Source organism: Streptomyces sp. ATexAB-D23, from assembly GCF_000373645.1.
In the GTDB taxonomy this organism is placed as follows: Bacteria; Actinomycetota; Actinomycetes; order Streptomycetales; family Streptomycetaceae; genus Streptomyces; species Streptomyces castrisilvae.
This window is the reverse complement of the sequence record NZ_KB892016.1, coordinates 24,601-38,341: the sequence shown is the minus strand read 5'-3', so window position 1 is coordinate 38,341 and position 13,741 is coordinate 24,601. Positions and strand designations below refer to the sequence as shown.

Annotated in this window: 14 protein-coding genes; 7 read left to right on the top strand and 7 right to left on the bottom strand. The window is 70.6% G+C overall.

Annotation, left to right across the window (positions count from 1 at the left end):
- Positions 1–47: 47 nt before the first annotated feature.
- On the bottom strand, positions 48–950 hold the full coding sequence (locus tag B082_RS0116785; protein ID WP_018552972.1) for a hypothetical protein: 903 nt from the start codon (positions 948–950) through the stop codon (positions 48–50).
- 302 nt (positions 951–1,252) lie between these two features.
- A complete protein-coding gene (locus B082_RS0116780; protein WP_018552971.1) occupies positions 1,253–1,681 on the bottom strand; it encodes an ATP-binding protein in 429 nt (142 codons plus the stop codon).
- A gap of 162 nt (positions 1,682–1,843) precedes the next feature.
- Between B082_RS0116780 and B082_RS0116775 the strand changes: the two genes are divergently transcribed.
- Genes B082_RS0116775 through B082_RS0116755 form a run of 5 tightly spaced genes read left to right on the top strand, consistent with a single transcriptional unit; the run spans position 1,844 to position 4,676 of the window.
- Positions 1,844–2,725 carry a helix-turn-helix domain-containing protein gene (locus B082_RS0116775; RefSeq protein ID WP_018552970.1) on the top strand — a complete coding sequence of 294 codons (882 nt, stop codon included), beginning with the start codon at positions 1,844–1,846 and terminating at the stop codon, positions 2,723–2,725.
- A complete protein-coding gene (locus tag B082_RS0116770) occupies positions 2,722–2,934 on the top strand; it encodes a DUF397 domain-containing protein (RefSeq protein ID WP_018552969.1) in 213 nt (70 codons plus the stop codon). The genes B082_RS0116775 and B082_RS0116770 overlap by 4 nt, the downstream gene beginning before the upstream one ends.
- On the top strand, positions 2,931–3,389 hold the full coding sequence (locus B082_RS0116765) for a hypothetical protein (RefSeq protein ID WP_018552968.1): 459 nt from the start codon (positions 2,931–2,933) through the stop codon (positions 3,387–3,389). Before B082_RS0116770 ends, B082_RS0116765 begins: the two co-directional genes overlap by 4 nt.
- Entirely contained in the window at positions 3,382–3,873 is a 492-nt protein-coding gene (locus tag B082_RS0116760) for a hypothetical protein (protein WP_018552967.1), read from the top strand. The genes B082_RS0116765 and B082_RS0116760 overlap by 8 nt, the downstream gene beginning before the upstream one ends.
- Positions 3,870–4,676 (top strand): class I SAM-dependent methyltransferase, encoded by an 807-nt coding sequence (locus tag B082_RS0116755; RefSeq protein ID WP_018552966.1) that lies wholly within the window; start codon positions 3,870–3,872, stop codon positions 4,674–4,676. Before B082_RS0116760 ends, B082_RS0116755 begins: the two co-directional genes overlap by 4 nt.
- Here B082_RS0116755 and B082_RS0116750 read toward each other — a convergent pair.
- Positions 4,661–5,200 carry a histidine phosphatase family protein gene (locus B082_RS0116750; protein ID WP_018552965.1) on the bottom strand — a complete coding sequence of 180 codons (540 nt, stop codon included), beginning with the start codon at positions 5,198–5,200 and terminating at the stop codon, positions 4,661–4,663. The genes B082_RS0116755 and B082_RS0116750 overlap by 16 nt on opposite strands.
- 10 nt (positions 5,201–5,210) lie before the next feature.
- Positions 5,211–6,506 (bottom strand): LCP family protein, encoded by a 1,296-nt coding sequence (locus B082_RS0116745; RefSeq protein ID WP_018552964.1) that lies wholly within the window; start codon positions 6,504–6,506, stop codon positions 5,211–5,213.
- A gap of 119 nt (positions 6,507–6,625) precedes the next feature.
- Between B082_RS0116745 and B082_RS0116740 the strand changes: the two genes are divergently transcribed.
- Complete coding sequence (locus B082_RS0116740; RefSeq protein ID WP_018552963.1) at positions 6,626–7,174, top strand: acyl-CoA thioesterase; 549 nt, start codon at positions 6,626–6,628, stop codon at positions 7,172–7,174.
- 114 nt (positions 7,175–7,288) lie between these two features.
- Here B082_RS0116740 and B082_RS0116735 read toward each other — a convergent pair whose 3' ends face one another.
- Positions 7,289–8,656 carry an LCP family protein gene (locus B082_RS0116735; protein WP_018552962.1) on the bottom strand — a complete coding sequence of 456 codons (1,368 nt, stop codon included), beginning with the start codon at positions 8,654–8,656 and terminating at the stop codon, positions 7,289–7,291.
- A gap of 282 nt (positions 8,657–8,938) precedes the next feature.
- On the opposite strand from B082_RS0116735, the gene B082_RS0116730 reads away from it, so the two are divergent.
- A complete protein-coding gene (locus B082_RS0116730; protein WP_026249872.1) occupies positions 8,939–9,970 on the top strand; it encodes a glycosyltransferase family 2 protein in 1,032 nt (343 codons plus the stop codon).
- 65 nt (positions 9,971–10,035) lie between these two features.
- Here B082_RS0116730 and B082_RS0116725 read toward each other — a convergent pair whose 3' ends face one another.
- Both B082_RS0116725 and B082_RS0116720 read right to left on the bottom strand, forming a co-directional pair.
- Entirely contained in the window at positions 10,036–11,550 is a 1,515-nt protein-coding gene (locus B082_RS0116725; RefSeq protein ID WP_018552960.1) for an LCP family protein, read from the bottom strand.
- A gap of 214 nt (positions 11,551–11,764) precedes the next feature.
- Positions 11,765–13,495, bottom strand: a complete 1,731-nt coding sequence (locus B082_RS0116720) for an LCP family protein (RefSeq protein ID WP_202453431.1) — start codon at positions 13,493–13,495, stop codon at positions 11,765–11,767.
- Between the last annotated feature and the right edge of the window lie 246 nt (positions 13,496–13,741).

Genomic DNA, 13,741 nt, shown 5'->3' with positions numbered 1-13,741 from the left:
GATGCTTGCTCGTCCCGTTGCCAGGGAGCAAGAGGGTTGAGTTTCCGTTACTGGAAACCGCCGTTCCGGCAGTCGCGGCAGGGGCCCGGTTCCGGGGCGCGGAAGGCGCGGTTGCAGTCGTCGCAGTTCTGGAGGGGGATGACGGTGGGGGCCGGGTGTTGCGGGGGGAGGTCGGCGGGGGCCGGGAGTGGGGGTGGCAGGAGGGTCGTGAGCCGGTGGCGGAGCAGGCGCGCCGGGTGTGTGACCGGTGCCGGGAGGCCCGTGGTGAGGGCGCGGCGGATGGTGTCGGGGTGCGCGTCGCGCTCCAGCCAGGTGGCGACCCCCGGGGCGAGGGTGGCGATGTCCGCCTCGGAGAGAATCAGTTCGGGAGCGTGGCGACGGAGATCCGCCAGGAGCAGGGCGGCCGTGCGGTGAAGGGCGTCGGTGGGGGTGCGGGGCTGGGGGAGCGGTGCCGGGAGCGGTGTGACTGTGGGGGCGGTGGCGGGGGCAGGGGTGGGGGGAGGAGCGGGAGCGGGTGGGGGTGTTGGGGCAGCGGTGGGCCGGGGTTGGGGGCGTGTTGGGGGTGCGGGGCGCTCGGGGGTGGTGCCCGGCCGGTTGTACGACTCCGTGCGCGTCACTACGCGGCCGTCCCCGAGGCGTACGCGGGTGCGGCGCAGATAACCCGCCGCCTCCAGCTCGCGCAGGGCCGCCGCGATACGCATCTCGCTCTCCGGGAAGCGGGCCGCGAGCGCCTTGACGCCGATCTTCGCGCCCTCGGGCAGCGACTGGATGTGGACGGCGAGCCCGATCGCCAGGAGGGAGAGCGTGTCGTGCTGGGCCAGGTGGTTGCCGATGACCGTGAAGCGGGACGTGTGGCGGGTGTTGACGTGGATGACACCGGAGGTCGGTGTGACGTCACCGGGAGGGCCGGGCGGGGCGCACGGGGGCGCGATAACCTGCTGGGCAGTCATCGGGAAGGTCTCTTCTTCCTCGGTGGTCAGGCCCCGTCCGGGATTCACTGTCCCAGTCGGGGCCGACTTGTGTCTGACGTGGATGCCGCGAGCATATGCCCGACAACCTGCCTCAAATCCAGCCCAGTTGCCATTTGTCACCCGCGCGAGTGATGAAGGTTCGTACGGGGGTCGGGTGGGGTGGGGTTGGTTCTTTCCCCGGTTTCTTTCAAAGCATTTGTTGTCGTGGCGCACCGGGTCGCGGGTTTCCACGACCCATGGACCCAGGTCGTGGATTTCCGCGACCCGGTGGACCGATCGCGTCACGGTACGAGGTCGAGTTCGGCCCACACCGTCTTGCGCGGAACCGGCCCCAGGGCCACGCCCCAGCGGTCGGCCATGGCCTCGACGATCAGCAGACCCCGTCCGCTTTCGGAGTGTTCGTCGGGCGCGGATGCCGCCACGGGCAGGCTGTCGCCCTTCGTGTCCGTCAGCTCGATCCGCAGCGTGGTGCCTTCGCTTGCGGTCACGGCCAGTTGGAAGTCCCGGCCCGGCACTCTCCCGTGCGCCGCCGCGTTCGCGGCCAGCTCGGCGACGATGTGCGCCGCCGCCGCCGAAGGCAGGCCCCAGAGGTCCAGATGCGCCACCGTGAGCAGTCGGGCGAGCCGGGCGCCCCGGCGGGTGGGGGAGAGCCGCACGGTGAACGCGCGCTCGGTGATGGGCCGTTGAGGGCCGACGATTTGTTGGTTCACATCACTCAGCGTGGCCGCCTCTGCGTACCGTGCGCAGTGACCGAGCCCTTGCGTACGGTGACTGTCCGGCGCTTGTCCGGCGTTGTCCCGGCTGTCCGGAGTGACGTGTGGGGACGGGGACGGTTGAGGAAGCACGGCACGCACGTCGGAAGTGGGGCACGGATGAGTGTGGACGCGGTCGGCAAGGACCGGAGCGCGAACGGTGAGTCGGACGAGCATGGTTGGGACGTCGATCCCGAGGACGAGTCGGGCGCGGCAGTCGTCGCCGCCGTGGGCCGCCAGCTCAAGGCGTGGCGCGAGGCGTCGGGGATGCGGGCGGCGGAGTTCGGGGCGCTGATCGGGTACGGGGAGGACCTCGTCTACAAGGTCGAGGGCGGCAGGCGCATCCCCCGGCCGGAGTACCTGGACAGGTCGGACGACGTCATGGGCGCGAACGGCAAGATCGCCGTGATGAAGCAGGACTTGGCGGTGGTGCGGTATCCGAAGAAGGTGCGGGAGCTGGCCAAGTTGGAGGCCCAGGCCGTTGAGTTGCTGGCCTACGGCAACGGCAGCTTCCACGGTTTGTTGCAGACGGAGGAGTACGCGCGTGCGTTGTTTGCCATGCGGCAGCCCGCGTACACCCAGGAAGAAGTGGAGCGAGGCGTAGCCGCGCGTATGGCTCGGCAGACCGTCTTCGAGCGGTCACCCAGTCCGACGTTCGGTTTCGTGCAGGAAGAGGTGGCGCTTCGGCGCCCGCTCGGAGGCAAAATGGTTCTGCGCCGCCAACTCGAACACGTTTTGGAGATCGCTGAGTCGCGGAACGTCACGATCCAGGTGATGCCCATGGATCGCGAGGAGCACGCGGGAATCGACGGTGAGATCCAGGTGCTGAAGTTCAAAGACGGTACGGCAGTTGGACGCTCCGAAGGTGCCTTCGGCGGTCGGCCCGTCTCCGATCCGAAGCTGCTCAGAATCCTTGAGTCGCGGTGTGGAATGATCCGGGCCCAGGCTCTCACTCCTGGGGAGTCGAAGGCATTCATCGAGCAAGTGCTGGGAGAGACATGATTCGCAAGCTGTCCGCCGGGGATGCCTCCACACTGGAGTGGGTCAAGAGCAGCTACAGCGACAGTAGCAACGGCAGCGAGTGCGTCGAGGTCGCCGCCGCCCCCCGCGCCGTCCTCGTCCGGGACTCCAAGGACGTCCGCCGCCCCCACCTCGCGCACGCCCCGCGTGCCTGGGCGGCCTTCGTCGCCCACGCGTCCCGGAACGCATGACGCACCCTCACCTGCCCTCCACCGAGGCCGCCGTCATCGCCGTGCGGGAGGTCGCGAAGGCGTACAACCTGGAGGTCACCGTCACCGACGACATCGGGACGGACCAGACCTCCCGGCGTACGTCGGCGGGGGCCTTCGCCGTGACCGACGCCGACGGGTCGCTGCCGCACGAGGCGTTCGTCGAGCTGGGCGGGGCGCCCGCCGTCACCGTGCAGGTCTTTCCGGAGGACGACGCGCGGATCACCGTCGACGGGGTGGTGTTCGACGACGTGCCCCGCGACTCCGTGCCCGCGTTCCTGCGGTCCGTGTACGGCGGGACCGCGTACGTGAGGAGCCGGTTCCTCCCGCCGGGGCAGTGGCTCGTCGTGCCGTTGCCGGGGGACGAGACGTACAAGGAGCTCGTGCCGCGCACCATGCTCAGCCCCTGGCTCTCCCGTAGCTTCCGCAGTGGCTGAGGACATCGAGAGGCTGACGCGGCTCTTCGAGGCGCTCGGGGCCGAGGACGCCGAGGGGTGGGCCGAGGCCGAGCAGGACCTGCCGCAGCTCGCCCGGTACCGGCTCCTGCGCATGGTCTGGCAGGACATCGACGCCTGGAGCACCACCGCGCCCGACTGGGTGGCCGCCTACCGCAGGGAGGGCGTGGCCGGCGGGGCCGTCGAGCGGGCCGTCCGGCTCGGGGTGACGGCCGATGAGCTGGGGGAGATCGCCCGCGAGGTGGCCAGGGAGACCGCGTTCGCGCTGCTCCAGGGGATGGACGACCCGGAGCGGGGCGAGGTGCCGGATGAAGTGGAGGGGCGGCTGCCCGGGTGGTTCCTCGGGGAGCTGTCCGAGCACGGTGAGCCCACCGGGCGTGTACTCGGCGCCCTGCACGAGGACTTGAACGAAGCGGAACCGCAGACCCCCACCACCCGTACCCGTACCGAAGGAGACGAGACATGACCGCGTTCGACGTGATGGAACGGCGGATATGGGACGGGCAGGCCGACGCCTACGCCCGCACCGCCGCCCGGCTCTGCGTCCGCACCGTGCCCGCCCTGCTGGACGCCGCCGAGGTGGGGGCAGGGACGCGCCTGCTCGACGTGGGGTGCGGCACCGGCAACGTGACCGCCGCCGCCTTGGCGCGCGGAGCGTTCGTCCGGGCCGTGGACGCCGAGCCCGGCATGGTCGCGGCGACCCGGCGGGCCGCGCCCGGGGCCGAGGTACGGACCGGGACGCTGCCCCAGCTGCCGTACGCCGATGGGGAGTTCGACGCGGTCGTGGCCAACTTCGTGCTCAACCACGTCGGCCGGCCCCTGGACGCCCTCGTCGAGATGCGCCGGGTCATCCGGCCGGGCGGCAGGATCGCCCTCACCATCTGGCAGCTGCCCGGCGCGCCGGGCCAGGCGCTGGTGGGCCGGGCCGCCCAGGCGGCCGGGCTGACCCGGCCCGACTGGCTGGCCACGGTGGACGAGGAGCGGAACTTCGCGCGCACCCCGGACGGGGTGGCCGCGCTGCTCACGGCCGCCGGGCTCGGGGACGTACAAGGCACCACGCACGCCTGGGACCACCGGGCCGATCCGGAGGACTGGTGGGCGGGTCCCGCCGCCGGGATCGGGGCGGTCGGCGGCATGGTCACCAGCGCCGGGCCGGAAGGCGTGGCCGCCGCCAAGCGCGAGTACGACGCGCTGTGCGGCGAATTCCTCGCGGACGACGGGCTGTTGTCGCTGCCGCACGTGGCGGTGCTGGGTCAGGGCAGGGTGTAGGAGACGCCCGGCTGCCACGGCGGCGGGTGCGCGACCAGGCTCTCCAGGCGGGTACCCGCGAGCAGGCAGTCCAGGGACCAGCGGTTCGCCGAGTGCGCGATCAGGAGGACCTGGCCGCCGTCCCACTCGGCGGCCAGGTCGCGCAGGAACGCGGCCGTCGCGTCGACCACGTCGCGGTAGCTCTGGCCGCCGGGCCAGGGGCGGTCGATGTGCCGCGTGCGCAGCGGGTGCAGGACGGCTGTCGGGCTGCCGTTCAGTTCCCCGTAGTCGCATTCCCGCAGGCGTGGGTCCTGGCGGAGCACCGGGGCCTCCGCGCCGGTGAACGCGATCCGGGCCGTTTCGACGGCGCGGGCCAGATCCGAGGTGTAGACGGCGTCGAGCCCGGTGCCGCGCCGCCGGCCGCCCAGTTCGGCGGCCTGGCGGCGGCCGGTCGGGGAGAGCCGGCCCGGAAGCCATCCCGTGGCGATGCCCGCCTCGTTGTCGGTGGTCGTCGCATGCGACTCGTACACGATCCGCACCGGCATGGCGGGCCCCTCAGTTCTCCGTGACCGTGACCTTCTCGTCGTTGTTGAGCTGCTCCACCAGCTGCTTGACCTTGGCCTTGTCCCAGACCAGGTTGCCGCCCGTGGAACCGGAGATCGGCATGTTCAGCGAGGTGCCGTCGCCGCCCGTGACGTCCTTCAGGGCGAAGAACATCTGGCCCAGGGACCACAGCGACATGTCCTTGTCCACGATCAGCGTGTCCAGTCCCGCGCCCAGTGTCGGGTACAGCTTGAACGGGTTGATGATCGTCGAGACCGTCGCCGTCTGGCTCGCCAGCGCCGCGAGGAACTTCTGCTGGTTCTTCGTACGGTCCAGGTCGGAGGTGAAGGCGTGGCGCGTGCGGACGAAGGCCAGGGCCTGCTGGCCGTCCAGGGTCTGCTTGCCGGCCTGGAAGTCGGCGCCGGAGTACTTGTCCTTGAACGCCTTCGGGATGTCCAGCTCCACCCCGCCGATCGAGTCCACGATCTTGGCGAAGCCGCCGAAGCCGATCTCGACGTAGTGGTCGATGTGCAGACCGGTGTTGAACTCGACGGTACGCACGAGGAGTTCGGGCCCGTCCGTGGCGTACGCGGCGTTCAGCTTCGTCGTACGGCCGGTGGCCGGGTACTTCTTGCCGGACTCGGAGCCGACGAAGGAGGGGATCTCGACGTTGGAGTCACGGGGCAGCGAGACCAGCGTCGGGCCGTTGCCGCCGTCGTGCAGGATCATCATCGAGTCGGTCCGCTTGCCCTCGGCCGAACCCGTGTGGAGCCGCTTCTTGTCCTCGGACGTCATGCCCTCGCGGCTGTCGGAGCCGACGATCAGGTAGTTCGTCCCGTCGCCCGCCTTCGGCCGCTCGATGACCTTGGACAGGTCGACGTCGCGGTTCAGCTTGGAGTCGGCCCAGAAGTACGTGCCCACGGAGACGCAGAGCACCGCGACGACCAGGACCAGCGCGCCGATCCTGATCCGGCGGCCCCAGTTCGGCGCCGCGCCGGGGCGGCCCCGGACGCGGCCGCCGTCGCCGGGGCCCTGGCCGTGACCCGCGCCACGGCCGCCGTTTTCGCCGCCGTAGACCTGGCCCGTGTTGTAGCCGCTGTCGTACTGCGGCCGGCCTTCGTCGTAGCCGGCCGGCTGCTGCGGCACCGGGCGCTGTCGCGGCGGCGCGGGGCGCTGCCGAGGCGGGGCCGGGCGGCGCTGGACATGCGGCATGGAGCGGGCGCTCTCGGGGCGCTCGCTCCCGCTGCCCTGCCCGTAGCGGTTACCGCTGCGGTTGTCGTCGGTCCAGCCGTCGGGCCAATCGTTCATACGGACCAGTGTGCAGGCCGGGGCCATCCCTCTTACAGGGTGTGAGGAAAATCGGGCCAGGGCTGTTGCGAAGCTGATGCATTGCGACGCTCTCCAAGCCCCCACATAAGGTGGACGGTATGACAGATCAGGCCACGCGCCCGGAGGGCGACATTCCGGCCAAGCCCACCGCGGCCTCCCGGACCACCCTCAGCCACATCATGACCGGCAGCGACACCAATCTCCTGGGTACCGTGCACGGCGGTGTGATCATGAAACTGGTCGACGACGCGGCGGGCGCCGTGGCCGGCCGGCACTCCGGCGGGCCCGCTGTCACGGCCTCGATGGACGAGATGGTCTTCCTGGAGCCGGTCCGCGTCGGCGACCTCGTGCATGTGCGGGCCCAGGTCAACTGGACCGGCCGCTCCTCCATGGAGGTCGGTGTCCGGGTCATGGCCGAGCGCTGGAACGAGTCGACGCCCGCGACGCAGGTCGGCAGCGCGTACCTGGTGTTCGCGGCGGTGGACGCGGACGGGCGGCCCCGCCCCGTACCGCAGGTCGTCCCCGAGACGGAGCGCGACAAGCGGCGCTACCAGGAGGCCCAGATCCGCCGCACGCACCGGCTTGCGCGGCGCCGCGCGATTCGTGAGCTGCGGGAGAAGCGGCTGGCCGACGGCATCGAGGACTGAGCGGCGCGGGGCCGGCCGCGGGGCCCGGGGCGCGGGGCTGCGGGGCTGCGGGGCTGCGGGGCTCACTCCGGCCCGGCGCGGGGCCCGGGGCTGCGGTGTTTCACCCCGGCAGCCTCACGGGCACGTCACCTCGTCGCCCTTCACCGCGTCGAACTTCCCCGTCTCCGGCTCCTCCGCGTGGACCGGGGTCACCTTGTGGTAGTCCTCGCCCGCGGTCACGTTCAGCGTCGCCCCCTGGCCCTGCACCGCCCGCAGCTCCGCGCCCGGCAAGGCCGCTGCCAGGGTCTTCGCGGAACGGTCCCAGCGGGGGTCGTACGTGACCAGGGTGTGCTTGAGGTCGTGCTGCGGTGAGGTGAGCGGGGCGCGGGTGGTGTCGAAGCCCGTGGCGTGCAGCGCCGCGTCGACCGTGGAGCCCAGGCCGTCCTTCTCGGTCCCGTTGTAGACCTGGACCCGGATCTGCCGCGGCGGCACGTCGACCTTCTTCGCGGCGGCCTGCGCGGCCGGCCTGGCGGTCGCCAGGGGTTTGTCCTCGCGCAGGGCGGTGAACAGCTGCTTCGACTTGGCCGGGTCCCATTTGACCGTGGAGCCGATGCCCTTGACCTGGTAGGCGACATCGCTCATCGGCACCGAGGCGAATTCCGACGACGAGGGGGAGAAGCCGCGCATCGCCTGGCCGATGGAGAGCATCTGCTCCGTGTCGAAGCCCCGGTCGGCCCGGACCGACTTCAGCATCGTCGAGGCGACCTCGCGGAACTTCACCGGATTCAGCAGGACCCCGCTGCTCGTCGCCCGCGTGATCAGCGCGGCCATGAACTTCTGCTGGCGCTGCATCCGGCCCAGGTCGGCGGCCCCGTCGATGTGCCGGGAACGTACGTACTGGAGTGCCTGGCCGCCGTCCAGCGTGTGGGTGCCGACCGCGAGGTCCAGACCGGTGTAGGAGTCCTTCAGCGGCTTGGCCGTGCAGATCTTCACACCGCCGAGGGTGTCGACCGTCGTCATGAAGCTGGTGAAATCGACCTCCAGGTAGTGATCGATCTTGACGCCCGTCATGTGCTCGATGGTGCGTACGGTGAGGCTCGGCCCACCCTCCGCGTACGCCGCGTTCAGCTTCACCGGGTGCGCCGCGTGCTCCTCGCCGGTCGTGCGGTCCCGGTGCGCGGGGATCTCCGCGTAACTGTCGCGCGGCAGGCTGACGACGCTGGCGCGCTCCTTGTCCGCCGACAGGTGCACCAGCATGATCGTGTCCGTGCAGTGGCAGGGCTCGCCGCCCAGCCGGTACTTCTGTTTCTCCTCCTTGGTGATCTTGTCGCGCCCATCGGTGCCGACCAGCAGCAGATTCATGCCGTGTCCGCCCGCGGGCCGGTTCTTCATGTCCTTGAACGGGTCGATGCGGTCGATCCCGCTCTCCAGGTTCGTCACGACCGCGTGCCCGATCCCGCCGGCCCCGAGCACGAGGACGGAGAGCCCGGTCGCCATCCGCATGCCCCAGCGCGGCCGCTCGTCCGGCCTTCTGGGCCGCCTCCGCCGCGAGGCAGGAGCGGTGCGGGGCCTGGGCGGACGGGGGGAGCGATGAGGCGTGGGCACGGGGGACACCTCCGCGGTGCGAGGGGGACCGTTCGCACGGTAGGCCCATATGATCTGCATCCCGGGAGGCCCCTCGGCGGCGCGCACCGCTGTCCCCCATTCGCGGTAACGTGGCGGCCGAATACCGCCGCCCGGTGGGGTGCGAACCCCCGGCGCCCCCGAGGACCCCCCGAGGACCACATGTCTGCCGCGCAGCCTCCCGCCGTCTCCGTGATCATGCCGGTGCTCAACGAGGAGCGCCATCTGCGCAACTCCGTCCGCCACATCCTGGAGCAGGAGTACGCGGGGGAGATGGAGGTGGTGATCGCGCTCGGCCCGTCCACGGACCGTACGGACGAGATCGCCGCCGAGCTGGTCGCGGAGGACCCCCGGGTCCACACCGTGCCCAACCCCACCGGCCGCACCCCCGCCGCCCTGAACGCCGCGATCCAGGCATCCGGCCACCCCATAGTCGTCCGCGTCGACGGCCACGGCATGCTCTCACCGAACTACATCGCGACCGCCGTCCGGCTCCTGGAGGAGACGGGCGCGCAGAACGTCGGCGGCATCATGCACGCCGAGGGCGAGAACGCCTGGGAGGACGCCGTCGCCGCGGCCATGACATCGAAGATCGGCGTCGGCAACGCGGCCTTCCACACCGGAGGCGATGCGGGCCCCGCAGAGACGGTCTACCTGGGCGTCTTCCGCCGGGAGGCGCTGGAGAAGGCCGACGGGTACAACGTCGAGTTCATCCGAGCCCAGGACTGGGAGCTGAACTTCCGCATCCGCGAGGCCGGCGGCCTGATCTGGTTCTCGCCCGAGCTGCGCGTCCAGTACCGTCCCCGCCCCTCCGTACGGGCGCTCGCCAAGCAGTACAAGGACTACGGCCGCTGGCGCCACGTCGTCGCCCGCTACCACTCCGGCTCCATCAATCTGCGCTACCTCGCGCCCCCGACCGCCGTCGTCGCCATCGCGGCCGGCCTCGTGGTGGGCGCGGCGGTCACCCCGTGGGCCCTGATCGTCCCGGGGGGCTACGCCGCGGCGATCGTCGCTGGGTCCCTGCCGGCGGGCAAGGGCCTGTCTCTGAAGGCCCGAGCCCGGATCCCGGTGGCGCTGGCGACCATGCACATGTCGTGGGGGTACGGCTTCCTGACGAGCCCGCGCTCGCTGGCGAAGAAGGTCATCGCGAGCCGCCGCCCGGCGGTCACCGCGCCCGGCACGCCGGTGGCCTGACCCGGACACGATGAAGAGGGGGCGCCCGGCAGGACCGGGCGCCCCCTCTCGCGTACCGAAGACTCCTACGGCGTGCGGTACGGCCAGTACACGTCCATGCAGTCGTCCGTCTTCGCGCCGTTCACGGCCTCGGTGCCCTCCAGCGGGTCACTGTCGTCGTCCTCGGCGGCCTTCGGCGCCTCGGCGCCCGTACGCCAGTCGGAGCCGACCGTGAGCGTCAGCCCCGCCCCGCTCGGGGTCTCCCTGACGGCGCTCGTCGGCAGCGACAGCGCCTTGGCCACGGACAGGGCGTCCGACTTGCCCTGCGCCCCGGCGCTGCGCGGGTACGTCACCTCGGTCGTCTCGGCGGACCCCGGGTCGGACGTGGTGTCCGCCTCCGTGAAGCCCTTGGACTTCAGCAGGTCCCGGACCTCGGCCGCACGGCCCTCGGCGGGCGCCCGCCCGTCGGCTCCGGTGCCGTTGACCACGGTGATCCCGAGCGACGCCGGAGCACCGGCCTTCGGCCCGGCCGTCGCCGCCTTCTTCTTCGCCTCGGCCCGGTCCTTCGGGTCGAGCGACTGGTCCTCACGCAGCAGCGCCCACAGCTTGTCGGCGGCGCCGGGCTTCGGCAGCACGTGCGCGTCGGGGTCCTGGGGATCGGGGATGCGGGGCATCGTCAGCATGTTCATCTTGTCCAGCGGCACGTTCTTCAGCTGCATGCCGAGGTCGAACAGCTTCTTCACCGTGCCGATCTCCTCGGAGACCTGGAGCGACTTGGTCGCGGTCTCGGCGAGGTTCATCAGCCGGCCCGTGTCGGTGAAGGCGTTCTGGTTCTTGAGCTCGCGCAGCACGGAGTTCAGGTACATGTGCTGGGCCTTGGACCGGCCGATGTCGCTCTCGAAGGCGTGCCGGGTGCGCAGCCACTTCAGCGCGTCCTCGCCCTGGACCTTGTGCGTGCCCGCCTTCATCCGCAGGTACGAGCCGCCGGGCACGTTGGGCTTCGGCAGGTCGTAGACGTCCTGCTTCACACAGACCTCGGCGCCGCCCACGGCGTCCGCCATGGCCACCACACCCGCGAAGTCGACCATCATCCAGTGGTCGATGTAGACCTTGGTGAGCTGTTCCCAGGTGTCCAGGGTGCAGCCGGGACCGCCGCGCAGCGACTCGTTGATGATGCCGTTGCTGGCCGGGTACTCCTTGTCGGTCTCCGGGTCCTTGCAGGCGGGTATGTCCACGCGGGTGTCCCGGGGGATGCTGACGACCGAGGCGTTCTTCCGGTCGGCCGACACGTGCAGCAGCATCTGCACATCGGCGAGCGGGGTCCCGCCGACGCTGTCCCGCGAGCCGCCGAGCTTGAGGTTCTCCGCGCTGTTACGGCTGTCGGAGCCGATCAGCAGGATGTTCAGCGGGGTCTGGCCCTTGGCGTTGGGGACGGCCTTCTTCGCGGCGCTGTTGCCCGCGCTCCGCTCCCCCTTGCGGAGGTTGCTGTTCAGGTGCTGATACCAGAGGTAACCGGCCGCGCCGGTCCCGAGTATGAGGAAGGCGACGGAGAAGGCCGTCCACCGCAGCACGCGGTGCTTCTTCTTCGGTTTCCGGCGCACGCCCCGGTTCCCGGCCCGATGCCCGCCCCCGGAGCCGCGGCCCTCGCCCTTGCCGGCGACGGTGGGCGTACCGGCGCCGTCCGTGTCCTCGTGGCGCTCCCCGGATCTGCGGCTGTGCGGGGGCCGCGGCCGCGTCCCCTCCCCAGGCGTGCTGCTCCGTCCCACCAGGACCCCCCTGCTGCTCAGACTCGCGGTATCGCGCGGTGACCCGGTGTCACTTGGCGCACTCTGCCTTGTCGGCGCTGGCCTTCGGGATGTCGATCTCCGTCGGCCCGGTGATCGGGGTCCCGGCGGCCTTGAAGTCCGCGCCCAGCGTCAGCACCATCGCCTCAAGTCCCTCGGCGTCGGCCGTGCCCTGCTTCATCGCGGACCCGGGCAGCCCCATCATCTCGGCGAGGGCGCGGGCCTGGTCCGCCTGGTTCGGGGCGTACTCCAGCGTCGTCTTGGCGATCTTCTTCGGCGCGTTGGCCTTGTTCGTGGACTTCAGGACGCCCTTGGTGTTCTGCAGCCAGGTGACCGTCTGCTGGGCGCCGCCGGCGACCTCGCCGCCGTTGTACACATCGACCCGGACGTCGCCCGCGGCCGCCTTGGTTCCCTTGAGGAGCGCGTCCTGCTTGCTCTTGGCCTTCTTCTTCTGCGCGGCCACCTCGGTCAGCGAGGTGTCGTCACGCATCATCGAGAACAGCTGCTCCGCCTTGGTGGGGTGCGCGACGACCGTGACGGGCTTGGGCTCCTCCGGGTTGTCTATCACCGGCATCGTGACGAACGTGATGTTCTTCGTGTCGATCTTGCTGAGTTCGGTGGCGAGCGAACTGAGCTTCTTCACCGTGCCGATGGCCTTGTCGACCGTCAGTGCCTTGGTCGCCGCGTCCGCGAGCTTGTACAGCTTCGTCGGGCTGGTCAGGGTGTCGTCGGACTTCATCTGACGGATCATCGAGCCGATGAACTGCTGCTGGCCCTTGATCCGGTCCAGGTCGCTGCCGTTGGCGAAGGCGTGCCGGGTCCGTACGAAGGCGAGTGCCTGCTCCCCCTGGACCGTGCTCTTGCCGGCCGGCAGGTCGAGTTTGGAGTCCTTGTCCTTGACCGCGTGCGCCAGGCAGACCTCGACGCCGCCGACCGCCGTGGTCAGCTCCTTGACCGCGTTGAAGTCGACCATCATGAAGTGGTCGACGGTCAGGCCGGTCAGCGCCTTGACGGTGTCCATCGTGCAGCCCGGGTCGCGGTCGTTCTGGCCGAGGCTGGTGTTGAACCGCTCGTGCGGCGTTCCCGGGATGGTCTTCTCCGAACCGTCTTCCTGCTTGGTCTTGCAGTCCGGGATGTCGGTGATGAGGTCGCGCGGGATGCTGAGCGCCGTGGCGTTGGTGCGGTCCTCGGAGACGTGGAACAGGATGTTGGTGTCGGCGTGGCCGGCGCTGCCCTTGTCGCCGTAGCCCTCGTTGCCCTTACCGGTGCGTTTGTCCGTACCGATGATCAATATGTTGAGGGGGGCGTTGGCGGTGATGACGTCCTTGTTGCCCCGGTCGCCGATGTCGACCGTGCTCAGGTTGCCGTTGAAGTGCTGGTACAGCCAGTAGCCGCCGGCCGAGACGCCGACGAGCAGGAAGGCCATCACGCCGCCCGTCCAGACCAGCGCCTTCTTGCCGCGGGACTTGGGTGCCTTGCGCTTGCGGCGTCCGGGGGCGGCGTCCTTGGGGGCCGTACGGTCCTGGCCGCGCTGACCGCCCGCCGACCGGCGTCCGCCCTGGCGCGGCACCTCGGTGCTGCGGCGCGGGGAGTCGCCCGCGGGGGACCGGCGTTCGCCACCGTCACGAGGAGTGCCCGTACGCCCGGGACCGCGCTGGGCCGGAGGCGTCGTGGAGCGGGGCGAATTCCCTCCGGATTGGTTCAGTCGCAGTTCGTAATCGCCGGTGTCCGGGTTGAGAACCCACTGGTCTGCGGGATCCATGTCTTCCGCCCGCCCACGGCTTTGCGCATCCACGGTTACTTGAGTCCTCCGTCGGTGCCACGCGAGGCGCCTCCCCCGAAAAGGCACCCAGTCTTTCGCTCCAGAAGTGCGCGGCCGGATGGCCGGAAGCACCGGATCGCGTCACACTATCCGTCTCATTCGGCGTCCAGCGACGCGCGTGACACATTCCACGGCCCTTACAACTGGGCATTCTTCCCATTGCACGCCGAACGTTGGCGTCTGCTT

Coding starts and splice junctions, on each gene's coding strand:
- B082_RS0116730 (WP_026249872.1), top strand. CDS start 8,939: ATGTCTGCCGCGCAGCCTCCCGCCGTCTCCGTGATCATGCCGGTGCTC.
- B082_RS0116765 (WP_018552968.1), top strand. CDS start 2,931: ATGACGCACCCTCACCTGCCCTCCACCGAGGCCGCCGTCATCGCCGTG.
- B082_RS0116785 (WP_018552972.1), bottom strand. CDS start 950: ATGACTGCCCAGCAGGTTATCGCGCCCCCGTGCGCCCCGCCCGGCCCT.
- B082_RS0116755 (WP_018552966.1), top strand. CDS start 3,870: ATGACCGCGTTCGACGTGATGGAACGGCGGATATGGGACGGGCAGGCC.
- B082_RS0116720 (WP_202453431.1), bottom strand. CDS start 13,495: ATGGATCCCGCAGACCAGTGGGTTCTCAACCCGGACACCGGCGATTAC.
- B082_RS0116750 (WP_018552965.1), bottom strand. CDS start 5,200: ATGCCGGTGCGGATCGTGTACGAGTCGCATGCGACGACCACCGACAAC.
- B082_RS0116740 (WP_018552963.1), top strand. CDS start 6,626: ATGACAGATCAGGCCACGCGCCCGGAGGGCGACATTCCGGCCAAGCCC.
- B082_RS0116745 (WP_018552964.1), bottom strand. CDS start 6,506: ATGAACGATTGGCCCGACGGCTGGACCGACGACAACCGCAGCGGTAAC.
- B082_RS0116770 (WP_018552969.1), top strand. CDS start 2,722: ATGATTCGCAAGCTGTCCGCCGGGGATGCCTCCACACTGGAGTGGGTC.
- B082_RS0116735 (WP_018552962.1), bottom strand. CDS start 8,656: ATGCGGATGGCGACCGGGCTCTCCGTCCTCGTGCTCGGGGCCGGCGGG.
- B082_RS0116775 (WP_018552970.1), top strand. CDS start 1,844: ATGAGTGTGGACGCGGTCGGCAAGGACCGGAGCGCGAACGGTGAGTCG.